The organism is Halanaerobium sp. DL-01, assembly GCF_003338615.1.
Lineage (GTDB): Bacteria > Bacillota > Halanaerobiia > Halanaerobiales > Halanaerobiaceae > QPJE01.
Map to the genome: position 1 here is coordinate 23,808 of NZ_QPJN01000017.1, position 24,204 is coordinate 48,011.

Annotated in this window: 24 protein-coding genes; 1 reads left to right on the forward strand and 23 read right to left on the reverse strand. The window is 35.1% G+C overall.

The genetic code is table 11. The features are described 5' to 3' along the window. Position 1: 1 nt before the first annotated feature. The 20 genes from DER71_RS07240 to DER71_RS07335 all read right to left on the reverse strand — a co-directional run bounded on the left by DER71_RS07240 (position 2) and on the right by DER71_RS07335 (position 18,637). Positions 2-1,306: a 3-deoxy-D-manno-octulosonic acid transferase gene (locus DER71_RS07240; protein WP_114474483.1), complete on the reverse strand. Its 1,305-nt coding sequence runs from the start codon at positions 1,304-1,306 to the stop codon at positions 2-4. Positions 1,307-1,320: 14 nt separating this feature from the next. Continuing rightward, the gene (locus tag DER71_RS07245) at positions 1,321-2,181 is read right to left on the reverse strand and encodes a lysophospholipid acyltransferase family protein (RefSeq protein ID WP_114474484.1); all 861 of its coding nucleotides are present in this window, start codon (positions 2,179-2,181) and stop codon (positions 1,321-1,323) included. A 15-nt stretch (positions 2,182-2,196) separates the two neighbouring features. Beyond that, complete coding sequence (locus DER71_RS07250) at positions 2,197-3,186, reverse strand: SIS domain-containing protein (RefSeq protein WP_114474485.1); 990 nt, start codon at positions 3,184-3,186, stop codon at positions 2,197-2,199. A gap of 29 nt (positions 3,187-3,215) precedes the next feature. Continuing rightward, positions 3,216-4,049: a 3-deoxy-8-phosphooctulonate synthase gene (kdsA, locus tag DER71_RS07255; protein ID WP_114474486.1), complete on the reverse strand. Its 834-nt coding sequence runs from the start codon at positions 4,047-4,049 to the stop codon at positions 3,216-3,218. A gap of 28 nt (positions 4,050-4,077) precedes the next feature. Continuing rightward, complete coding sequence (kdsB, locus tag DER71_RS07260) at positions 4,078-4,812, reverse strand: 3-deoxy-manno-octulosonate cytidylyltransferase (protein ID WP_114474487.1); 735 nt, start codon at positions 4,810-4,812, stop codon at positions 4,078-4,080. A gap of 47 nt (positions 4,813-4,859) precedes the next feature. Further along, positions 4,860-5,963 (reverse strand): tetraacyldisaccharide 4'-kinase, encoded by a 1,104-nt coding sequence (gene lpxK / locus DER71_RS07265; RefSeq protein WP_114474488.1) that lies wholly within the window; start codon positions 5,961-5,963, stop codon positions 4,860-4,862. A 26-nt stretch (positions 5,964-5,989) separates the two neighbouring features. Beyond that, a complete protein-coding gene (locus DER71_RS07270) occupies positions 5,990-6,643 on the reverse strand; it encodes a lysophospholipid acyltransferase family protein (protein WP_369834962.1) in 654 nt (217 codons plus the stop codon). 22 nt (positions 6,644-6,665) lie between these two features. After that, positions 6,666-8,438: an ABC transporter ATP-binding protein gene (locus tag DER71_RS07275; protein WP_114458418.1), complete on the reverse strand. Its 1,773-nt coding sequence runs from the start codon at positions 8,436-8,438 to the stop codon at positions 6,666-6,668. Beyond that, positions 8,416-8,886 carry a HutP family protein gene (locus tag DER71_RS07280; RefSeq protein ID WP_114458419.1) on the reverse strand — a complete coding sequence of 157 codons (471 nt, stop codon included), beginning with the start codon at positions 8,884-8,886 and terminating at the stop codon, positions 8,416-8,418. Before DER71_RS07280 ends, DER71_RS07275 begins: the two co-directional genes overlap by 23 nt. A gap of 235 nt (positions 8,887-9,121) precedes the next feature. Beyond that, a complete protein-coding gene (gene cobC / locus DER71_RS07285; protein WP_114458420.1) occupies positions 9,122-9,742 on the reverse strand; it encodes an alpha-ribazole phosphatase in 621 nt (206 codons plus the stop codon). Positions 9,743-9,800: 58 nt separating this feature from the next. Next, positions 9,801-10,550: an adenosylcobinamide-GDP ribazoletransferase gene (gene cobS / locus DER71_RS07290; protein WP_114458421.1), complete on the reverse strand. Its 750-nt coding sequence runs from the start codon at positions 10,548-10,550 to the stop codon at positions 9,801-9,803. Continuing rightward, complete coding sequence (gene cobU / locus DER71_RS07295) at positions 10,547-11,137, reverse strand: bifunctional adenosylcobinamide kinase/adenosylcobinamide-phosphate guanylyltransferase (protein WP_114458422.1); 591 nt, start codon at positions 11,135-11,137, stop codon at positions 10,547-10,549. The genes cobS and cobU overlap by 4 nt, the downstream gene beginning before the upstream one ends. Then, positions 11,137-12,072 (reverse strand): ABC transporter substrate-binding protein, encoded by a 936-nt coding sequence (locus DER71_RS07300; protein ID WP_114458423.1) that lies wholly within the window; start codon positions 12,070-12,072, stop codon positions 11,137-11,139. Before DER71_RS07300 ends, cobU begins: the two co-directional genes overlap by 1 nt. Beyond that, positions 12,065-12,853 carry a hypothetical protein gene (locus DER71_RS07305; protein ID WP_114458424.1) on the reverse strand — a complete coding sequence of 263 codons (789 nt, stop codon included), beginning with the start codon at positions 12,851-12,853 and terminating at the stop codon, positions 12,065-12,067. Before DER71_RS07305 ends, DER71_RS07300 begins: the two co-directional genes overlap by 8 nt. Continuing rightward, positions 12,850-13,596 (reverse strand): NAD+ synthase, encoded by a 747-nt coding sequence (locus DER71_RS07310; protein ID WP_114458425.1) that lies wholly within the window; start codon positions 13,594-13,596, stop codon positions 12,850-12,852. Before DER71_RS07310 ends, DER71_RS07305 begins: the two co-directional genes overlap by 4 nt. Before the next feature lie 152 nt (positions 13,597-13,748). Next, positions 13,749-15,182 carry a glucose-6-phosphate isomerase gene (locus DER71_RS07315; RefSeq protein WP_199505589.1) on the reverse strand — a complete coding sequence of 478 codons (1,434 nt, stop codon included), beginning with the start codon at positions 15,180-15,182 and terminating at the stop codon, positions 13,749-13,751. Between the two features lie 67 nt (positions 15,183-15,249). Next, complete coding sequence (locus DER71_RS07320; protein ID WP_114458426.1) at positions 15,250-16,182, reverse strand: pseudouridine-5'-phosphate glycosidase; 933 nt, start codon at positions 16,180-16,182, stop codon at positions 15,250-15,252. A gap of 141 nt (positions 16,183-16,323) precedes the next feature. After that, positions 16,324-17,466, reverse strand: a complete 1,143-nt coding sequence (locus DER71_RS07325; protein WP_114458427.1) for a PfkB family carbohydrate kinase — start codon at positions 17,464-17,466, stop codon at positions 16,324-16,326. Between the two features lie 158 nt (positions 17,467-17,624). Continuing rightward, complete coding sequence (locus DER71_RS07330) at positions 17,625-17,981, reverse strand: desulfoferrodoxin family protein (protein ID WP_114458428.1); 357 nt, start codon at positions 17,979-17,981, stop codon at positions 17,625-17,627. A gap of 98 nt (positions 17,982-18,079) precedes the next feature. Beyond that, the gene (locus DER71_RS07335) at positions 18,080-18,637 is read right to left on the reverse strand and encodes a rubrerythrin family protein (protein ID WP_114458429.1); all 558 of its coding nucleotides are present in this window, start codon (positions 18,635-18,637) and stop codon (positions 18,080-18,082) included. Positions 18,638-18,889: 252 nt separating this feature from the next. Here DER71_RS07335 and DER71_RS07340 point away from each other — a divergent pair, with 252 nt between their 5' ends. Next, on the forward strand, positions 18,890-21,181 hold the full coding sequence (locus tag DER71_RS07340) for a family 65 glycosyl hydrolase domain-containing protein (protein WP_114458430.1): 2,292 nt from the start codon (positions 18,890-18,892) through the stop codon (positions 21,179-21,181). Positions 21,182-21,408: 227 nt separating this feature from the next. Here the strand turns inward: DER71_RS07340 and DER71_RS07345 are convergent, their stop codons facing one another. The 3 genes from DER71_RS07345 to DER71_RS07355 form a co-directional block, all read right to left on the reverse strand. Further along, the gene (locus tag DER71_RS07345; protein ID WP_114458431.1) at positions 21,409-21,897 is read right to left on the reverse strand and encodes a GAF domain-containing protein; all 489 of its coding nucleotides are present in this window, start codon (positions 21,895-21,897) and stop codon (positions 21,409-21,411) included. A 133-nt stretch (positions 21,898-22,030) separates the two neighbouring features. Continuing rightward, entirely contained in the window at positions 22,031-22,954 is a 924-nt protein-coding gene (locus tag DER71_RS07350; RefSeq protein WP_114458432.1) for a lysine exporter LysO family protein, read from the reverse strand. Between the two features lie 5 nt (positions 22,955-22,959). Beyond that, on the reverse strand, positions 22,960-24,033 hold the full coding sequence (locus DER71_RS07355) for an alanine/ornithine racemase family PLP-dependent enzyme (RefSeq protein WP_114458433.1): 1,074 nt from the start codon (positions 24,031-24,033) through the stop codon (positions 22,960-22,962). Between the last annotated feature and the right edge of the window lie 171 nt (positions 24,034-24,204).

Consider the following 24,204-nt stretch of genomic DNA (forward strand, 5'->3'; position numbering starts at 1 on the left):
ATTAATCGACTCCCTTTTTTAAAAGGAACTCAGTTAGCTGAAGATGTTTGTCCACTGCTCCTCTATTTTCTGCCAGAATCTTTCCGGCATTCTGACCAATGTATTCCATTTCATCTCTATTTAATAAAAGTTCATAAATTTTTTGATATAACTCTTCCTTATTTTTCACTTTAAAGCCAATATTGTTTTCCAGCAAAAAATCCCTTTCTTCCTTAAAATTATACATACTGGGCCCAAAAAGAACCACCTTTGATCTTGCAGCAGCCTCAATAACATTATGACCACCTCTTTTAATTAAACTTCCGCCAACAAAAATAATATCAGCAAAATGGTACAAATCTGACAGTTCGCCCATTGTATCTACAATTATGATATCTGCACTGTTATTTCCCTCATAAAAACCCTTTTTCAATTTTGTATATAATACAGAATTAAAATTATATTCTCCACAGAGTGACTGCAGTTCCTCTCTTCTTTCAACATATCTGGGTGCCAAAAACAACTTCAAATTGCTGAAATCATTTTTTAGTTTTTTATAAACTTCCAGTATTTTTTCTTCTTCTCCTTTATGAGTACTTCCGGCAGTTAAAACAGGGGTATCATCTTTAAGATTAAATAATTCTTTTTTTTTCTCCAATTCATCTCTACTTAGATTATCAACATATATGTCGTACTTTAAATTTCCATTTATACAGACATGATCTTCTGGTGCTCCAAGTTCAATAATTTTATCATAACCTTCTCGATTCTGCATACTTATAATATCTATTCTGTGCAGCATATCTTCCATAATAGCTGACATATATTTATATTTATTGAAAGTATCATCACTAATTCTACCACTGGCAAGCATTATAGAACAATTGGTGCTGTCCAGTTCTTTTATTAGATTTGGCCAGAGTTCTGTCTCTATTAATACAAATAGATCTGGAGAAAAAAATTTGACAGCTCTCCTGACAATCCACTTTAAATCTAACGGCAGATAAATATAGCAGTCAGCAGAATCAATCTTTTTTCTGGCAATTTTCCTGCCAGTAGGTGTCATATTGGAAAATATAATTCGAGATGATGGATATTTTTTTCTTATACCATCAGTAAATTCCTTAGCAGCAAGTGTCTCACCTGCTGAAGCGGCATGAATCCAGATAACTCTATCAGCAGGAAAAATTAACTTTAAATCATCTCTGTAAAAAGCAAATCTTTCTTTTAATCCCAGCTCTTGTCCACTCCGAAGACCATTATAAGTATAATATGGAATTAAAAGCAGTGTGATAATATTTAACAGTATGTTATATAAAAAATACATAAAATCCTCTCCAGCTATTGATAGGTTTTCCAGCGCTTATGCAGCCACATCCACTGATCTGGGTATCTCCTTATAATCTCTTCTGTTGTGTCCAGTAAATCCTGAAGTATTTTCCTCTGCACAGCTTTATCTGCTTTTCTATCAACAAAAATAGGTGAATAAAATAAAAATCTGTGCTTTAACCAGCCTTTCCTAATCAAAAATGCCGGCACAACAGCAGCACCTGTTCTCTCTGCCAGCTGCACAGCTCCTGTATATGTGGAGGCAGGTTTATCAAAAAATTCCATCTTCCAGCCTTTTTCTCTTGCATCCTGATCTCCTAAAATAACTACTATTTCTCCCTGCTTTAAAGCTTTATACGCCTTTCTTACAGAAACTTTGGGGATAATACTAATACCTATATTTTTTCTGATTAAGTTGATTTTTTCGTCCATAACAGAATTGTTCTGGGTTCTAACTATGGCATTTACCTTATATCCTTTTAAAGTTAAGGCAGCACCCATAAGTTCCCAGTTCCCAAAATGTCCGGTATAGATAATTACACCTTTTCCTTTATTTAAACATTTATCCAAATACTCTATATTCTCATATTCAATAATATTATCTATCTCTTCTTCTTCTATATTTTCCTGCAGCAGAAATTCCGAAAGTGTCATACCGAGATTGCTGTAAACTTTTGCTAACATTTTATCTGCTTTATTTTTATCAACTTTAAAAGCCGCCATAATATTCTGGCGGGAATTTTCTCCCCTGGAGCCAGATAATTTATAGGCAAGCTGGCTTAAAAATTTGCCGGGCAGATATGCCCTGGATAAGGGCATCTTTTGTGTGATAAGTTTAAATAAATCAAAAAATAAAGCTATTAATCTTTTCAATATAATTATTCCTTTCTAAAAAACTCTGGCCCGCAGCAGATCCTGAAAATTAAGCATTGCCACAGGTTTACTGCCTTCAACTACTGGAAGATCATTGATCTCTCTGTCTTCCATTATCTTTAGAGCCTCTGCTGCAAGTTTATCTGCTTCAATAGTTACAGGATCAGAGGTCATATATTCTGAAACAGGTCTATCAATAAAACCAGATGATCTCTCAAGCAGCCTTCTTATATCTCCATCAGTAATAATCCCTTTTAGATTACCCTCACTGTCAATTATTGAAGCTGATCCCATTCTGGTTGAAGTCATTTCAAAAAGAGCCTCTCTTACAGATGCATCTTTTTCTACAGTCGGGTTTTGCTCTCTTATCTTAATTACATCAGCCACTTTTGTCAGCAGTTTTCTGCCCAGAGAACCTCCCGGATGAAACACCGCAAAATCTTCTGGAGTAAATCCATGAAAATGTGATAGAGCAATCGCAAGTGCATCTCCCAGTGCAAGTACAGCTGTTGTACTTGCTGTTGGTGCAAGATTATGCGGACATGCTTCTACAGGTACACCGGCCTCAAGTACTAAATCAGCATATTCTGCCAGCGTAGATTCCTGATCACCAGTAATTGCAATAAGTCTGGCACCAATCCTCCTTATAGAAGGGATTAAATTTATTAGTTCTTCTGTTTCTCCACTGTTGGAAATAGCTGCTACAACATCTCCTTCTGTAATCATTCCCAGATCACCATGAAGAGCTTCAGTGGCATGAACAAAAAAAGCAGGGGTTCCTGTGCTGGAAAATGTAGCAGCAAGTTTCTGCGCAATAAGTCCGGACTTACCCAGACCTGTAAACACAACTCTGCCTGGAGAATCTATAATTAACTCCATCGCTTTTTTAAACAGACCATTAACCTTTTCCTTCAATGAAAATACAGCTTCTGCTTCTATCTGCAGAACTTTTTGGGCCTGGTTTAAACTTTCTTCCATTTTTTCTGTTTTATTTTTTTCTATCATATCAGACCACCCTTAAAATTTATTCTCACTTATCTACCTTTAACAGTTCTATCGATTTCCAGTCCCTTTTTAAGCAGTTCTTCCAAATTATCCAGCCTCACCATATTTGCTCCATCACTTTTAGCCTCTTCTGGTTTATCATGAACTTCCATAAACAGTGAATCTATACCAACAGCAAGGGCTGCCCGCATTAGATGAGGCACATATTCTCTCTGCCCATCTGATGTATCTCCAGCTCCCCCTGGAAGCTGCACACTGTGGGTGGCATCAAAAACCACCGGATAACCTGTCTGCCTCATTCTTGGCAGTGAACGCATATCGACCACCAGATTATTATAGCCAAAAGAAACACCTCTTTCGGTGAGCAGAATATTCTCATTACCTGTACTCTCAATTTTTTTTACAACCTGATCTATGTCCCAGGGAGCCAGAAACTGTCCCTTTTTAACATTTACAATTTTACCGGTCCTTCCAGCTGCAGTAAGCAGGTCTGTCTGACGGGAAAGAAAGGCAGGAATTTGTATAATATCCAGCACTTCAGCAGCCGGTTCTGCCTGTTCTGGCAGATGTATATCAGAAATAACGGGTAAATTAAATTTTTCTTTTACTTCTGCCAATATCGCCAGCCCTTTTTCCATTCCTGGCCCTCTATATGACTCAATAGATGATCTATTGGCTTTGTCGAAAGATGCTTTAAATACATATGGTATACCCAATTTTTCTGTTATTGTTTTGATCTGTTCTGCTATCTTAAAGACCCTTTCCTTCTCTTCCAGCACACATGGGCCTGCCAGAAGAACAAAAGGACTGCTGTCTTCACCAAAAACTATCTCTTTATTTAGAATTACTTTTTTAACTTCCATTATTTTTCACTCACCCCAAAATGCTAAATTATTCAGCACAATCTCTCATCACTGCTTCTACTTTTTTAATATCCTCTTTTCTATCAACACCGATAAGTTTTCCTTCTATCTCAATTACTTTTATTCTGTATCCATTTTCTAAAACACGCAGCTGTTCAAGAGACTCTGCTTTTTCCAGTGGAGATGCTTCCATCTGGCTGTATTTGAGCAGAAAATCCCGCCTGTAAACATATAATCCAACATGCTGAAAATAATCTGCCTCTCCCGCCTGCAGATAGGGAATAGGAGAACGCGAAAAATATAGTGCATTATCATTTTTATCACAGATAACTTTTACTATATCAGGATTTTCAGCTTCATCTCTATTCATTTTTATCTTAAGTGTACTTATCTGCAGATCTTCTTCCTGTAAAAAAGGTGCTAGAGCTGAAGCAATCATTTCCGGTTTTATTAAAGGTTCATCTCCCTGAACATTAACTATCAGATCTTCTGTCAGATTTTCTGCAGCCTCGGCAATTCTGTCAGTACCAGATCTGTGTTCAGAAGATGTCATCACTGCTTCACCTCCAGCAGCTTCTACAGCTTCTTTAATCCGCATGTCATCAGTTGCTGTTATAACTCTATCTATTTTTTTAGCTTTTTTTACCTGCTCAATCACTCTTACTATCATTGGAACTCCATTAATTTCTGCAAGAGCTTTACCGGGGAAACGAGTTGAACCATAGCGGGCCGGTATTACTGCTGCTGCCTTTAAATCTGCCATAATTACACCTCTAATTAATTTAATTAAAATATAGAAACATTACAGATTTAAGCTAAAATCTGCTGGACAGACTCCATAAATTCATCCTCTCTTTTTAAAGATATCTTCACTGCCAGCTTATAAATGGGGAGTCCATCAGTAATTTTTCTGTATTTTTTAATTTTAACCGAATCTTTTTCTGTAGTTATCATTATTTCTGCAGCTGAATTTTGAAATTTTTCTGCTAAATTCAGCAGGTCCTCTTCACTATAACTATAGTGGTCAGGAAAAGCTGTAAATTCTGCTATATCTGCATTTAAATCTTTAAGTGATCGTTTAAATGCATCCGGTCTGCCGATCCCGCAAAAGGCGAATATCTTTCGCTTTTGTAAAAACTTTAAAGAAAGTTTCTGCAGGCTGTCCAGTATCAAAATACTGTCGTTTTTTGTTTCTGCCCGAAACACTGGTTTTTTTTCATCAGTACAGCTGTTCAATTTTTTTTCTATCCTGTCAACTTCATCTTCACCCAAATTTTCTGTACGTGTAATTATTATTATATCTGCCCTTTTTATTTCAGAAAGAGGTTCTCTCAGAAGTCCTGCCGGAAGCAGTTTTCTATTAGAAAACGGGTCTCTGCCATCTATCAGGAGAATATCTAAATCGCGCGCCAGCTGATAATGCTGAAATCCATCGTCAAGAACAATTAGACCTGAAAACCCTTTTTCTTCTGCCATTACTCCACCGGAATACCTATCTCTGGCTCTGATAAAATTTACATCTTTTATCTTTTCGGCAAGCATATATAATTCATCACCTGACAGTTCAGGACCACAGAGCAGCTCTCTTCCACTACTTATCTGTACGGGTTTTTTTATTTTTTTCTCTGCACCATAACCCCTGCTGATAACTGTAATATCATTATCATGTTTTAACTTTTCCACCAGAAAAGCAGTAAATGGTGTTTTCCCAGTTCCACCAACTGTTATATTACCAATACTAATTACTTTATTATTAAGCTTTTTGCTTTTTAAAATTCCACTTTTGTAAAGAAAGCGCCTGCTCTTTACAATTATATAATAACCAATGGAAGCTGCTTTGAGAAATATTTTTATCAAAAAAGCTGCAGCTCCCCTTTTTCTTCCATAAATTATGTCCAGTAGATAATCTTCCATATCATTTCTCCTCAATTAAGCAGAGGTTATAATAATTCTGAAGCTCTTTTTTCTGCTTTCTGCATTTCCTCTTTTAAAAGCTGCTGTTTTTCTTCAATCGTTAAATTTTTATCAAATTTAACTGCTTCTCCAAATACCAGTGCAGTTTTAGAAAAAGGTAAAGGAAGCATGTAATTGTCCCAGCTGGAAAAATTCTTCCTGTGAGAAGAATCAACTCCGATAGGTATAATCACACCATCTGATCTTTCCTGCAGAAAAATAATGCCAGGCTTTACTTCGTGAATAGGACCTGTTGGTCCATCAGGAGTAAGAGCAGCTTTTTCTCCTTTTTTTAGTCTGCGGAAAAGAGATAAAAGAGAACGGCTGCCCCCTCTGCTGCTTGAGCCTCTGATGACATTCCATCCCAATCGTTTGAGAACACCGGTCATATAGCCTCCATCTCTGCTCATGCTGGCCAGAGTATAAATACCTCTCCTGCGCAAAAAATAAACAGGTACCCACATTTTCCCGTGCCAGGCCGAAAAAATAACTGCACCACTGCTATTCAAATATTTTTCTGCTTTATCCCATCCTTCCACCTTTATGTTAAGGGTGGAATTAATGAGGCAGATAAGCGAATAGGCTGCTGCAGGTATTATTTTATCTCTAATCTTATTAACTAACTCGCGCAAAAAGTTCACCTCATTATTACTATTTAACTCACTATTTCTCAATAAACTGGCCCTGATATAATGATGCATACTTTCCATTTTTATTCAGCAGTTCTCTGTGGCTGCCCTGTTCAACAATTTCTCCATTTTCCAGAACAACTATATTATCTGCATTTTTTATAGTGGAAAGCCTATGTGCAATTATAAAGGTGGTCCTATTCTGCATCAAGTGATCCAGTGCTTCCTGAACCAAAGCTTCCGATTCTGCATCAAGTGAGGAAGTAGCTTCATCAAGAATTAATATTTTTGGATCCTTCAAAATAGCTCTTGCAATAGATATTCTCTGCTTTTGACCTCCAGAAAGCCCGACACCTCTTTCACCAACCACTGTATCATATCCATCCGGAAATTTCATAATAAAATCATGTGCATTGGCAGACTTTGCCGCTTCATGTATCTGTTCATCGGCTGCATTAAGATCTCCATATGCAATATTGTCTCTTAAAGTACCGCTGAATAGAATTGTCTCCTGTGGTACAATACCGATAAAACTGCGCAGGCTGTCAATCTTAATATCCTTAAGATCATGACCATCCAGTCGCATGCGTCCTTTGACCGGATCATAAAAGCGGGGGATAAGATCTACCATGGTAGTTTTTCCTGCTCCACTGTGGCCGACAAGGGCGATTACTTCTCCTGGAGATGCAGTCAAATTAATATCTTTGAGAACTATTTCGTTTCTGTTATAGGCAAATGTAACATTATCATAAACGATTTCACCATCTACATTATTTAAAACAATTTTGTTTTCATCATTTTCTCTGAGTACACTCTCTGTATCCATTATTTCAAATACTCTTTCTGCTGATGCAAAAAGCTGCTGCAGCCTTTTGCTTAATTTGGTTAGTGACCTTAGTGGATCACTAATAGTAATTAAAAGAGTAAAAAAGGCAATAAGCTCTGAAGCCCGCATTCTACCTTTCATAACTTCATAGCCTCCAAACCACAGAATAGCTGTAAAAGCAATTGCAGCTATAAATTCCACCAGTGGTGTAAGAATAGCTCCATACTGAGTCTTTTTCATTTTAGCTCTAAAATTAGCCTGATTTTCCGAGCTGAAGCGGTCAAATTCGTATTCTTCCCTTCCAAATGATTTGACAACTCTCACTGCAGATAATGTTTCCTGCAGAACATCAGATACATTTGCTATTTTAACCTGAACTCTGCGGCTTACCCTCTTTAGCTTTACATTAAATTTTGTCATAACATAAGTTATTAAAGGTAAAATCAGCAGCAAAAATATTGTCAATCTATAATTCAGATAGACTAAATATCCAATACCACCAATTAACGTAAATGTTTTATCGACTGTACCTACAGTTGTATTTATCATCGAATTTTCCAGCTGTGAAACATCATTGGTAACTCTGGAAAGAATATCACCTGTTTTGTTTTTGCTGTAAAAACTGAGTGACAAATTTTGAAGATGAGAATAAAGTTCATCTCTCATATCTTTAATAGATTTTTGTGATACATATGACACCAGATAGTTCTGCCCATAATAAGCTATACCTTTGAGAAAATATATTAAAATCATAAAAAGAGCTATAAAGGTTAGCTGAGTAATTCCTTCTTCCCCTGCAGAAATATCTGAGATAATTGTTTCCAGCAGATCCTGAAAAACTTTTATAAAAAAAACTGTTAAAAAGGCGTGAACCATCATGGAGAAAACTCCTCCTGCCAGCCTGCCTTTATATGGTAAAACATACTTAAATACTCTTTTGAGTATATTTATAGAACCATTATTTTTCCGGATTAAGTCCATAATAATGAATCCCCATTCCTGATATTTCGTGATCTACATCAAGACCTGGTATTCCCAACTTTCCATAAAGTGCAACAGCCAGATGTGGTGATTTACTTACTATACCAATTTTTATACCTGCTCCAGAAATACCTGAGAGCGGATTATCAAAATCAACCATGGCTCTTTCAACACATCTGGTAAGAATACGCTGATCCTGTACAGATTCACTTATTACATCACCTTTTATTGCTGCTCCAAGGCAGTTGCGGAGAATCTTATCTTTCAGTTTTTCTCCTTTTCCTCCCGCTCTAGTAATTACTGCTTTATAACCTTCATCTTTAAATGCCTTAATGATTTTATCATCAAACTCATCATTAACTATTGAAAGAAGCAGTGCAGCTTTTCCAATAGATTTTTCTCCATCAATAATTGTAAATTCGTCAATTGTAAAATCTGACAATTCCATGATATCACCTCTTAATCTTATTATCATTCTTATATCTTTATTTCAAAAGGTCATTAATTTCTTTTCTGCAAATCAATAATTCAACAAAAAGAGATTATATCCTTTTTTTAATATTCGATATCAGCTCTAGGCATAGAACCAATATTATTTGGATATCTAATCTTCTGCATCTGTGTTATATAGTCTGATATAATACGATATAATAAATAGGCCAATCCTTTCTTAAATATCCAGACTATGCTCCTTCCAATTCCAAATGTGGTACTGCATTTAAAAGACTAAATATTGGGTCTCCATCATAAATTTTTACTTTACTCATAGATGTATTCTGAACTTCAATCTGCCAGAATTTATCTACAGGCATATTAAATAGTTCTGAAAGCCATACTTTAATAACTCCTCCATGTGTGACAACAATAATTTTTTCCTTCTGATGTTTTTCTATTAATATATCAAAAAATTCGCTTATTCTGCTGCTGAATTCGCGCAGAGTTTCTCCACCAGTAGGAGCATTATTAAGCGGGTCCTGCCTCCATTTTTTTAGTGATTCTGCATCATGTTTACTTATTGCAGAAAAATTTGATCCTTCCCATTCTCCAAAATCCATTTCTCTGATTTCGCTGTTTTCTATAGGTTTAAGATTTACTTCTTTACCTATGATTTCTGCAGTTTTAAGCGCTCTTTTTAAGTCACTGCTGTATAAAAATTTATATTTTTTTTTAGATAGATATTTAGATAATTTACAGGCCTGTTTGATGCCTGTACTGTTTAGTTCAATATCTTTTTTCCCCTGAAATATATGTTTTCTGTTCCATTCTGTTTCTCCGTGACGTATCAAAAGGATTTCTGTTTCCATTATTTCCTCCCATATAATTACATAAAATTAACACAGACAAAATCATAACTAATTGGATTTAAAAAATGACAAAAACTAATAATATAACAATTTCGCTCACTTCAACTATTGTACCATAAACATCCCCCGTTAGACCACCTATCTTTTTTGAAGCCCGGCTGGCTACAAAAAAAGCTGTTAAAATAGCTGTTACAAATGCTGTTAAAATCGGTATCATATAATTAAATCCAAAAACTACCAGCAGAATTAATAAAATAAAAATTGTAAAAAGTCCTGCAGTAAAAACATCTCTTTCTTTCGCACTGCTGTGCAGCTTTTCTGCCATTACACTTCCCTCTGCAACTTCACTTTTAGCAGTAATAACAGCCAGTATGAATCTGCTCAGCACAGGAAAAATCAGAAAAAAAATAAGATTATCGGCTGTGTACAGTTCAGAAAACAGGAGATATTTTAAATAAATAATTAATATTAGCCCTATAACAGCAAATACCCCTGTATTAGAGTCATGCATAATTTTAACTGTCTTTTTTCTATCCCTTCCTGCAAAAAAACCATCAAAAAAATCAGCTGTACCATCAAGATGAACCCCACCTGTTAAATAAATATAAAATATAATAAGCAGAAAAGATGCTATTTCAGGTGGGAAAAAATTATTAAAAACAAACCCAAAAATAGAGATAATTATACCCAGTAGAAATCCAACCGGTGGAAAATAAACAGTAGAAAGTTCTGTAAATTCATTAACCTTAACCGGTACTCTGCTTAAAAAAGTTAGCGCTGTCAAAAAATCATTCAGGATCTTTTTCAAAGAACATCTACCTCCTCATTATCAGAAAAAAGTTTTATTATTTCCAGGCCTTCTCCCTTTATCTCTCTCGGAAGACCGGCTGTCATGGTAAAAACCCTTTCAGCAGCAGAAGCACAAATTCTGGCTGCTCTTCCAGATATATCACGGAAGTATCTTCCCAGTTTATGAGGAGGCACAACACCCTGTCCTATTTCATTTTGAATGATAATAAATTCAAGTTTTCTTTCTTCTGCAGTTTTTAAAATATCTCTTACTTCTTTTAATAGAATCTTTTCTATTTCTCTGTACTCTTTATCCTCTTCTCTAATAAGAAGATTGCTCAAATAGGTAGTCAGGCAGTCAAAAAGAACAACAGACCCTTTAGAAATTTTTTTCAGTTCACTGCAGATATTAATTGGTGCTTCAACAGTTTTCCATCCATCCGGTCTGGATTTTTTGTGTGCAGCAATTCTTTCTTTCATCTCCTGATCTACAGCTACACCACTGGCAATATATATTACTCTATCTCCGCCCAATTTTTTGGCGATTAATTCACCAAAGCTGCTTTTGCCGCTTCTTGCTCCACCAGTTACTAAAATAACCGACATCAGATTCCCTCCAATTTGTCTTTAAGTTCTGGAAAAATAGCTGCAGCAATTTCTTTTAATCCATCTATTATTCTTGGTGAAGGTCTGCTTATCTTATCCTGGTCAACCAGATAAACTCTCTCTTTTTTGACAGCTTTAAGCTCACTAAATAATGGTCGGTTAAGTATATCCTTAATAGTAATACCTCCAGCTGCACTGTGGGGACTGGAAATATAAACATCTGGGTCAGCCAGTATCAGGCTCTCAATTCCAAATCTCGGCCAGGCACCTTCTGCATTTTTTCCAATATTATTTCCACCTGCTGTCTCTATTACACTATTTATAAATGTATTATCTCCAGCTGTGTAGAGGGGATCAGACCATATTTCATAAAAAACATCAGGTCTTTTAGTGTTCTGAAGCTTTTCAGCAATTAATGATTCTATTTTTTTTAGCCTGAAATTCATTTTTTCTGCAATCTGTTCTGCTTTTTTAGAACTTCCTGTAAGCCAACCTATTGTTTTTATCATATCAATAGTTTCTTCAATATCAAGTGGATTAAACCCAACTGCTGCAAGGCCCAGATTGTTTAATCTCTTTAGAGCCTCACTTTTATTAATAGAATCAGCAATAATTAAATCAGGTTCTAATGTAATAATCTTTTCTATATTCACTTCAGTAACTGATCCGATTTTTTCTTTTTCCGCTGCTTCTGGAGGATAATTAGCATATGTTGTTACACCAACAAGTTTATCTTCCAGACCTAAAAAATATATTAACTCGGTTATACTTGGGGCCAGTGAGATAATCCTTTCCGGTTCTTTTTCCAAAATTATCTTATGCCCCAGTTCATCTTCATACTGTACTGGAAAACCAGTTTTGTCAGCAGTATAAGCTTCTGCAGTAAATATTATTACAAACATGACGAGGAAAATGGCAAATATTTTTTTACTCATCTTTTTCCAGCCTCCCGATTATATTAATCGGTTTAGATGTAATCTTTTTTAATAAATCTACTGATGGTGCGGCTACTGCTACCAGCAGAACAGTTGCCGGTCCACAGCTTTTATCAAGGGGAATCTGACATGAACCAGACTGCCTGAGTTTAAGTTCCGACATCTCTGCCAATACTCTACTCTCATAATTTATTCCTTTTGAACCAGCCGCTATAACCTCATGTACTCCTGTACAGGAATTGATTCTCCGCAGTGATTTTATATCTGCAATAATGTCCAGTGATTCCATTACTTCATTTCCGACTCTGGGCAGACCTACTGCTACAACTAAATCTCCCGGTTTTGCATTACCACTTCTAATTTTATTTTTAGAAGTTATACCTATTACAGTAAGACCGGCCCCTGTTTGCGAGGTGGGAATGTTTTCTTCTGTACTGCCATTTAAAAAAATATCATTTTCTAAATCAGCTTCTCTGAGTTCTTCTTTTATTCCTGCAAGGATTGTACGACCAACAGGTTCATAAGCTATAGAAAGTGTGTCAATAAGTCCAATCGGCTCTGCTCCAATCGACATTATTTCCATAAGGGGAACTCTTGCCAAAAATCTTCCCACAATTTCTCCAGGTACATTGATATGATCATTCTTAAGTGGACCTATACCTCCAGAAGAATCACAGGCTATAACAAGAACCTGTCCTGAAGGAAGAGAAATCAATGAAATATCTCTAGAGTTTATTTTTTTGTCATCAGAAATAATCAGCAGATTTTCCTCTTCACTCATCTGATAATCTCCTCTCTGACCGGTACAGGAACTGGTTTGAGCTTATGTGCATTTTTTTTCGCTAGTTTTTCTATTTTTTCTTTTATTTTATCTTCAGCCTCACCGGTAAGAATATAATGATCCAGCTGTTCATAACTAAAACCCATTTCTTCTTCATCTGTCTGGCCCTGCCATAGACCTGCAGACGGTTTTTTCTCAATAATATTTTTAGGAATCCCGAGATGTTCTGCAAGTTCTCTAACCTCTGTTTTAACCAGCATCCCCAGTGGAGCAAGGTCAATACCTCCATCTCCATATTTGGTAAAATATCCTATTTTTAGTTCACTTCTGTTGTCTGTTCCCACCACCAAATAGTTTAAAGATGAAGCATAATAATAAAGTGCTGTCATCCTCAATCTGGGTTTTATATTGGCAGCTGCAAGCTCACCACCTTTAATACCTGATTCATTCAGCTCGGCATAAAACTGGTCAAATACATTAGAAAGATCTGTTTCAATATATTTAATAGAAAATTTTGATGTCAGACGGTGAGCATCTTCTATATCCTGCTGGCTGCTGTGACAAGGAATAACAATTCCAAGAACATTATCTCCAAAAGCTTTTTGAAGCAGTACTGCAGTTACAGCAGAATCTATACCACCACTTAAACCTACAACTGCACCATCTGCTCCCGCCTCTTTTACCTTTCTTTTCAGCCAATTAACTATATTTTTTTCCACAATTTGATAATCAATATTCAATATATTTTACTCCTTCCAGGGATGATTTTCAGCAGCTAACACAGCCAGGCTGCCTTATCTTCCATCTATCATTTTCATCTTTTATAGATATTTTATCATTCATCTCAGCTGTCTGTATACTCAAACAGTTTAATTTAGAGTTTAATTAAACTCTATTACAAAATTAGATTTTCATCATGTGCCGGAGACTGGTTAAATTCTTTTCTCATTTCTTCATATCCTTTTCTACCAAAAATTCCATAAGTATAATTTTTCCCCAGCTCTACTCCCGGCTGATTAAAAGCATTTATGTTAAATAATTCTCCTGTAACAGCTGTTTGATATTCATAAAAATAGAAAAGCTGTCCTAAAGTAAATTCATTAACTTCAGGCACTTTAACTGTCTGGTTAAGCCTGTTTCGCTTTGTAAGTGCCAGTTCAGTGGCCTTTTTCTCGGCTGTGATAAGTTCTGCAAAACTGTGTCCGCCAAGATATCCTAGGCCCTGAAGATCCTCATATGCTGCTGGTATTTCAATATCTTCACTAAAATTCTCTACTTCCAGAAATGTAATTATTTTATCATAAGGGCCTTCCATATATAGCTGCACCTGTGAGTGCTGATCTGTAGCACCTAATGCTTTTATTGGAGTTGGACCTACATTTATTTTATTTCCTTTTCTATCATTTTCTTTACCAAGTGATTCTGCCCAGAGCTGCCTATACCAGTCTGCAAAATCTCTCAATTTATCAGAATATGGCATCATTACTGACATAACTTTACCGCGTTTAAATGCTAGATAATGCAGCACAGAATTCAGCAGTACAGGATTATCCCAAAAATCCCGCTCATTTATAATTTTATCCATATAAGCTGCTCCCGCTAATAATTTTTCTAGATCCACTCCGGTAAATGCTGCTGAAAGAAGCCCAACTGGTGTTAAAACAGAAAATCTTCCTCCAACATTATCCGGAATATAAAATTGTTTCATTCCTTCTCTGGTAGCAATCTCTATTAAATAACCGGAATCTCTGCTGGTAGTGGCAATAAAATATTCGCCCACCCGATCTTCACCAACTGCTTCAGCAACGATTTTTCTGGCCAAAAGAAACTGACTCATTGTTTCTGCAGTGCTTCCCGATTTAGATATTACATTGAATAATGTTTTTTCTGGATTCAATTTTTCTAAAAGAGAACTAATACCGGATGGATCTACATTATCTGATATAAATAATCTTGGATAACCATTCCTGACTTCAGAAAAAAGGTTGTACTGGCTGTCATTTATGGCTGTCTGCAGTGCAGTATTACCCAGGGCAGATCCACCGATTCCAAGCACAACAAAATTTTCGAACCTATCTTTTAATTTTTCTGCAGTTTCTTTTAATTCTTTAATAATTTCTTTTTGATTATAGGGAAGTTCCATAAAACCCATTTTCCCTTCTTCTTTTGCTTTAAGAATATTTTCTCGAGCTTTAAGTGCTTTATCTCTATAGGCATCAATTTCCTCTCGGCTGAAGCCTTCTTTCCCTACCTGGTCTGAAAACATATTGTTTATATCCAGTTTAATTCTCATATCTTCCATCCGGTTTTCAGTCATTTCTTCAGTCATTTTTATCAGCCTCCTTATATTTAATCCTAACACAAGTATATATTCTCAAAGTTTTTTTTGCAACATTTTACTCAACCTGTAATACAGCAGCAAAAGCAGAGGCGATTTTTGCTCCAACTGCCGCATTATTTTTTACCAGAGATATATTTGTTTCCAAACTTTTCCCATCTGTAATTTCTTTTATTCTATCAAGTAAAAACGGAGTCAGCTTTTTACCGCTGATTTCTTTTTCCTCGGCTTCAGCTAATGCCTGCTCTATTTTATCGTTAATCACTTCGTATTTAATTTCGTCCTCTTTTGGTACCGGATTGGCAATAAGCACTCCACCTTCCAGGCCCAGATCCCATTTTGCCATGAGAATATCTGCAGTATGTTCAGGATTTTTTACCATATAATCACATTTAAAACCACTGCTGCGGCTGTAAAAGGCAGGCAATTCTTCAGTTTGATATCCCAGCACCGGCACTCCAAAAGTTTCCAGCTTTTCCAAAGTTAGTCCAAGATCCAAAATAGACTTAGCACCTGCTGCAATAACAGCTACAGATGTTTTCTTAAGCTCTTCTAAATCAGCAGAAATATCAAAACTTTTCTCTGCTCCTCGGTGGACTCCACCAATTCCTCCTGTAACAAAAATTTTGATACCAGCCAGATCAGCTGCAATCATTGTTCCAGCAACTGTGGTAGCCCCATGTTTTTTTTCTGCCAGAACTACTGGAAGATCACGGCGGCTTACTTTTACTACTTTATCGGATTCACCTAAAAATTTAATCTCTTCTTTAGTTAAGCCAACTTTTATTTTGCCGTTAATTATTCCTATTGTTGCAGGTACAGCACCATTTTCCCATATTATATCTTCTATTTCCAGGGCAGTTTCTATATTTTGCGGGTAGGGCATACCATGAGCTATTATAGTTGATTCCAGTGCTACTACAGCTTTTCCATGTCTCATAGCTTCTTTTACATCATCTTTGATTTCCAGATATTTTTTTAAGTTTTTCATTCTCTTACCTCCATTTTGTAATTACATTACGTCAAATCTAATAGCTTTTTTAAAAATATTAATAGTTTGCTATCAAATTTAATCTGCTGTTTGAATATATTAATATCTATCAGATTTAATCTGATTATAGAACTGTATTATTTATTTTAATTTCGCCAGATCTGGACTGCATGTCAGCTCAGTTTTTACTGTAAAAGCTGAAGCCTTAATTCCCAGTTCTACCGCTTTATCCACAGGATATTTATTCATTAGCCCGGCTGCAAATCCAGCTGTAAGTGCATCTCCGGCTCCTGTTGTCTCAACAATTTCTTCACTTTTTATTTCTGCAGCTTTAAAATGTTTTAAACTGATTTTATCTTTATTTCTACTTAAATGATAGGCTCCGTTTTTACCAGTACTTATAATCATCTCTGGCAGATCTTTATTTTTAGAATAATACTTTACAATTCGCTTCATTCTCTGATTAATACTCATTTTTTTTGCTTTTTCTGAATCTTCTATCTTTACAATATTCAGAAGGATTTCAATTTCATCCAAATTACCTCGCAAATAATCAAGTGTTTTTATGCTGCTCTGTAATTTGAGTGCTTTTTCCACTGAAACTGTATCAGCTATTTTTATCATTTTTCCTCCGGAACAAAGACTGAGCAAATTTTTTATAGAACTCTGACTCAGATTTGTATCAAATATCAGTATTGATGAAGTTTCAATGATTTTTCTTTTTTCATTTAAATAGTTTTTATCTATCATATCTAAAATTCTCATATCATTTACCGCCCCAATCAAATCTCCATCCTGATTAAGGTGAGCAAGATATACCCCTGTTTTATATTCTAGAGAGGGAATAGTTTTAATATGAGAAACATCTACTCCAGCATATTCGGTTTCTTCCTTTATTTTCTTGCCAAAATGATCACTGCCGACTACTGTCAGCAGGACTACTTCCTGTCCTAAAAAAGCAAGATCTTCTGCTATATTCCTCCCCACCCCACCTGGGCTTTCTTTTATCCAGCCCGGACTTGAACTTCCTTTAATATAATTAGGGCTATATCCTTTTATATCAAGATTAGCACCACCAACAACCACAATTTTTTTTTCTGGAGCAGTTATATATCCTCTACCCAAAATATATCCTTTTGTACTTAAGTGATAAATATAAGTGCCTACAGCTGATTCAGAAATAGACAGTTTATCTGCTATTTTTTCTCTGCTTATAGTAGCATCATCTTTTATCAATTCCAGAACATCTTTTTCGCGCTCTGTTAATTTTTCTATTGCCAGCACCTCCGTATATTTAAATATTTATTTAATCTATTAAATTATTATTTAGATAAATTATAGCAGATTTAATTTCATATGTAAATAGAAATTTTAATTTTTTATTAACAAAAAACCGCCCTAAAAAGGGCGGCAGTTAAATATTCATATTTTATTAAAATAATTTATTCTACAACTTTAATTGCTTTTGAACCTTCCCAATGGCCGTGCAGATTGCAGAATGCATATACATTTAAATCACATGATTCTTCTAATTTAAGATTTAATGTAGCTTCTGCTTTCATATCAGGAGTAAAATCCACTCTGGCCAGGCTTACATAATCAGCATATAGATCAAAATACTGAATATAGTGATCTGGTCCCATTGGATGAGTAATTTCCTTACCAAAAGTTACTTTCACCTCAAAATATTCACCTTTTTTTACTTCATCAGGACACTGAATATAAGGAACATGTTTTTTCTCAAGTGCAGTCTTGTCTTCACCAGTGTTTTCCAGCTTTTTAAGATCATAATAACCCATCTTTTAAATTCCTCCTTTTAGATTATATTTAATTATGGAAAAGATAAATATTTTCCATAATTTAAACATTGTTAAAATACATCAATTATAAAATTTATTTACTTAGTGAATTTTCGGAATTTTTCTGCCGGTTCACCACAGATAGGACACTTTTCAGGTGTGCCATCTACAACTGTATGTCCGCAGACTTCACAGATAGAAACATATTCAATATCAATATCTTCTCCATTATCTACTGATTCTTTAGCATCTCTAAAGAGTCTGCTGTGAATTTGCTCTGCTTCCAATGAATAATGGAAAGAACGAACAGCCGCGTTTTCCCCCTGCTCTTTTGCCACAAGGCTGTATGTAGGATACATCTGTTCTACTTCAAATTCTTCTCCTGCAATAGCACCTTCAAGATTTTCTGAAGTTGTACCTAGACCAAATCCTCCACCAGATGCAACAAGAAAATCTCCTTCAATATTATCATGTGCTTTAAAGTGATTGCCTGCATGAACTTCTTCTGCATAGGCAATTGCATCAAATAAAAGTGCTACATTTTCAAAACCTTCTTCTGCAGCTTTTTTACCCCAGACTTTATAGCGCTGATAGGCCATACTTTCTCCCCCAAAAGCGGAGCGGAGATTCTGGGCTGTCATATCATTGTTTACCATAAAAATTACCTCCTTTTATAGTTTATTAATAATAGTTATTACTTATAATAGAATTATAGCATTGTCAGAGCTGTTATGTCAAATTTTTAAATTGGCTGATAATACCTGGTCTTTTGTATGAATACTATATTTAAATGTAAAAATTCTTCTTAAAGAAGTGGTAATTAATTGGAAATTAAAATAAATATCTTTAAATATTATCATTACAGCAATAATCTGATATACTTTTATTATAAAGGTAGGTGAATATAATTGAAAAAATATTTTAAAGTTGATAAATGGAATATAATTGAGGAAGGCTTTGATAAAAAATATAATCGAACATCTGAAAGTATTATGAGTCTTGCCAACGGTCATATGGGAATTCGTGGGAATTTTGCAGAAAAATACAGTGGTGACAGCCTGCAGGGAACATATATTGCAGGTGTCTATTATCCGGACAAAACTGTTGTCGGATGGTGGAAAAATGGATATCCTGAATATTTTGCTAAAATAGCCAATGCCGCTAATTTTATTGGAATAAATGTACAAATAAATAATCTTCAGGTTGATTTAAACAAATGTAATTTTATAGATTTTAGCAGAACTCTAAATATGAAGGATGCATTTTTAAAAAGAGAATTCACATTAATACTGCCTGGCAGCAGTAGAGTAAAGATAAGGGAAAAAAGATTTCTGCATCAAATAGAAAAAGAGCTTGCTGCTGTTTCATATCAAATTAAACCTCTTGATAAAAAAATAAATATTCAGCTGACACCATATTTAGATGGTAATGTAAAAAATGAAGATGCCAATTATGGAGATTTATTCTGGAATAATATTGAACAAAAAAGCAGAAAAAAGTCCGCTTATTTGAGTATGGAAACAAAAAAATCATTTTTTCTTGTTTCTACTGCTATGAACTGGGAAATTAATTCAGAAATAAATTCTTCTGAAAATATTGAAAAGAAAAATTTTACAGGAAATAAAATCAATCTAACTGCTGACAGAGGTGAAGAAATAATATTAAATAAATATATTGCCGTCTGTACAAGCCGTGATTACAATAAAAACAGAGTTAGAGAAAAAGCAGTAAAATTAGCGGCAGAAGCTGCTCAAAAAGGTTATGCTGATCTTTTTGCAGAACATAAAAAAGGCTGGTCTGAAATCTGGCAGGAAAGTGATATCAAAATTGAAGGAGATCCAGAAGCACAGCAGGGTATTAGATTTAATATTTTTCAGTTAAATCAAACTTATACAGGTCATGATCCCCGCCTAAACATTGGTCCAAAAGGGTTTACCGGAGAAAAATATGGTGGATTAACCTACTGGGATACAGAAGCATACTGTCTGCCTTTCTACCTTGCAACCCACAGCAGCAGTGTTGGTAGAAATCTCCTCCTTTACCGCTATCACCATCTGGATAAAGCTGTAGAAAATGCTGATAAGCTGGGCCTTAAGGGAGCACTTTATCCAATGGTAACTATTACTGGAGAGGAATGCCACAATGAATGGGAGATTACATTTGAAGAAATTCACCGTAATGGAGCTGTTGCACATGCTGTAAAAGATTACATAGATTATACAGGTGACAAAAAATATTTAAAAGATTTTGGGTTTCCAGTTCTGGCAGAGATATCAAAATTCTGGGAAGATAGGGTAACATATAATCCCAGAAAAGATAAATATATGATTCTTGGCGTAACCGGTCCAAATGAATATGAAAATAATATAAATAATAACTGGTATACAAACAAGATAGCTGTCTGGACCTTAAAATATACTCTTCAAGCAAAAGATTTTATAAAAAAAGAATTTCCTAAAAAATACAGTGAATGGATAGATAAACTTGATCTTACAGAAGATGAGTTTAATCACTGGCGGGATATTGTAAATAAAATGTATTATCCCTATCTTGAAGATTACAATATTTATTCACAGCAGGATGGATATCTGGATAAAGAACAGAAAACCAGAGAAGAACTGAAAGATGAAGATATCCCTTTATATAAAAACTGGTCCTGGGATAGAATTCTCCGCTCACCTTATATTAAACAGGCAGATGTTCTGCAGGGCATATATTATTTTAAAGAAGAATTTGATAATGACAGTATAAAACGGCATTTTGAATTTTATGAACCAAGAACAGTTCACGAGTCTTCCCTTTCTCCCTGTATATATTCTATCATAGCTTCAGAAATAGGAAATCAGGAAAAGGCTTATCAGCTATACCTCAGAACTTCCAGGCTGGATCTCGACAACTACAATTATGATACTGATGAAGGCCTGCACATAACCAGTATGGCCGGCACCTGGATGTCAATTGTAAAGGGATTTGCAGGTTTTGAAGTAAAAAATAATAAGTTGTATTTTAGACCTTTTCTGCCGGAAAAATGGCATTCTTTCAATTTTAAAATTATATTTAGAAATCGAAGGATTAAGGTTCATATTGGAAAAGAAAAAATAAAATTTGAACTTGAAAAAGGAAAGCCTTTAAAAATATCTGTTTATGGACAGGACAGGATTGTGGAACAAAGCAGCTGTATTACTCTAAAAAACAGGTAAATCACTGCAGCACATCCAGCAAGCTTAAATGAAATTTTACCGGCTATTTTAGATATTTTAATATTTAAAGTTTTTTCTTTACAGTGTGACCTCTCCACCTAAAGCAAAAAAAAAATTTAGAGGGGGTTTTCTTGGCTGTTTTAGATAAAAATATCAGAACAAATAATTAAAAGGTTAATCCTTTCTGTCAGCATACAAAATATCGGCAGAAGAATTAACCTTTTTATTTAACTTTTTGCTGTTAAAGGCAAAAAATCAGTCTCATCTATCAAAATTTCAACAAATTTCTCAAGATATTCTCTATCTATTTCATTAAAGCGTCCTGTTATAGGACTATCTATATCAAGAATAGCTATAACCTCTCCTGCAACTATTACAGGTATAACAATTTCTGACTGAGAGGCAGCATCACAGGCAATATGACCAGAAAATTTATGAACATTTTCAACGACAATACTTTCTTTTTTCTGATAGGCAGTACCACAGACCCCACTACCTGCTCTTATACGCACACAGGCAGGTTTACCCTGAAAAGGTCCCAAAACAAGCTCACCATTTTTCCAGATATAATAGCCAGCCCAGTTTATATTATCCAGAAATTGAAACAGCAGTGCTGAACTATTGGCCAGATTAGCAAGCCAGTCACCTTCAGCCCCTATCAGTGATTTTAAAGTTTTATTTAATTCCTCCATATTTTTTCTTCTTTTATCATTCATTATTATCCTCCTTCTAGTGCTGATTTTTTACTATAAAAAAATAGAATTTCCCCAAAATTATTTTTAGAGCTGCAAAAATGGGGAAAGTCTTTATAAAAAATTTATCTTTAAATATGCAGTCAAAGGGAAAGATTCATATAGTTATCAGAAAGGGCACAAGCAGCGGTACTAGTGCTGTAAGCACTACTCCACTTATAAAAGCCGGTATGACAACTGCTTCTCCTCCAGACTGCTTTACAAGTGGTAAAGTTACATCCATAGTTGTGGCCCCACCAGGAGCAATTGTTGCCATTCTCCCAAAATATTTTGCCACAAAAGGAAGAATTAAAACAGTAAGCAGCTCCCTAAATACATTGGACAGAAATGCAACAGAGCCAAGCTGTGCACTGTGTAATTCCGAAAGCAGTACACCTGACAGGCTGTACCAGCCAAAACCTGCTCCCACTGCTGCTGCCTGATTACCTGGATAACCCATCAGCAGACCTGTCAGTACAGATCCAACAAGACTGCCCACAGCAATAATAACAGGTATCAAAAGAATCTGCCATCCCATTAATTTTAAATCATTAATAACTTCCCTGCTGGCTCCAATGTCAATTCCCACTCCAAAAAGAAGAACAGCCAGAGAATAATTTGTGACAGGTTCTATCAAAACATAAAAAGCTTCCGACAGCCAAAAATATCCTGCCAGAATTCCTAAAATGACTGAAAAAAATATTATTAGAGTCATGCTGCTGTCATTATTTTCTTCAATAGTTTCTTCTTTTCCACTCAGCAAAAAACTTTCAAAATTTAATTTTTTACTAAAAAATATTAAAAATATGAGGCTAAATCCTATACTGGCAGCTGCAAAAATAAATGACTGTAAACCTATTCTGCCGAGCTGACGAAAAATTTCATCCTTGCTGCCCAGATTGGTTCCCATAGCGATCAAAAGTACAATAAGTCCAAAATTACTAATTTTATCTGAAATTTTTACTATAAAATTATCGTCACCGGACTTAAAACCGATAAATATTCCGCTCAATAGAAAAGCTAAAATCAAATAAAAATCCAACTTATTCACCCTTCAATATAATTTTTTTCCACATATTTTGAAGTCATTGCCTGCAGAACAGCACTGTAGTTCATCTTAAAGGAAACTATATCTCCAATTTTAATTTCTTTTTCTGCATTTGTTAAATCCAGTATAAGATGATCACTGCTTGCTCCCAGCACCTCAATTCCTTCAATTTCAGGATATAGCCCTGTATAATCTATATCCTGTTTACCTGCGGCCGCAATTGCCCTCATACGCAGACCTCTATCAGTAAATCTCTTTTTTCTGCCAGAAAAATCTCTACCTGTGCTTCCTTCAGGAAGTGAGGGTTTGTTTTTTAGCTCTATAATCTCAGCTTTAAGTCTAAAATTGTAGTGGTGCATAGATTTGAGTGTGCGCTGATTTGTTATATCTGTACCAATTAAAATCCCCTCTCCAATACGGAGATTATTTATTTCTGCAACTAAATTTTTCTCTCCAAATAATTTAGTTGTGGCAGTATTACCTGCAGATAACCTGCTGATTTTGATATTAAGTTCTTTTTCTGCTTTATTTTTTAAGTCAATTAATTTTTTAGTGTTTGTCACATCAGGTAAAATTCCAGCAAAACAGCCTAAATTTGTTCCTAGTCCTTCTATGTAAACACCTTCAAGTTTATTTATTTCTTTTAGAAAATCAATTAATTCATCTGGCATTATTCCTTCTCTTCTGTCACCGAGATCTATCATAACTATAACTCCAATTTTTTTTCCTTTTCTTAATGCTTTTTCTGACAGATAGCGGCAGATTACTATTTCACTGATTAGTGTATGATCTACATATTCTACCAGCCGATCAATTTCTGACAGCATGGGAATTCTAAGCAGCACAGCTTCCTTACTGTAGCCGAGTTCTCTAAATTTTTTTATATTCTGCAGCCGAGAATCCGCTATACTGTCAATATCTATATTTAATAGTGATCTAAAGATATTTTCATCTCCAGAAAAAGCTTTGATAACAGCTGTCAATTTTATATTTTTTTCTGCACAGATTTTTTTCATTTTTAAGTAATTTTCTTTGATTCGATTTAAATATATATCTAATCTTGGATATGACAAAATAACACCTCCCATTAAAAATAATTTCTGCAATAACTAAGTTTTTCCTGCAAATATTTTTTTAATAAAACCGGGTAATAGAGTAGGACCAGCCTTTCAGCTGGGACCCCTCGTCAAACTGCACGTACGGTTCTCCCGTATACAGCTTTCCGTCAGTCGTTGCCCCGTCTC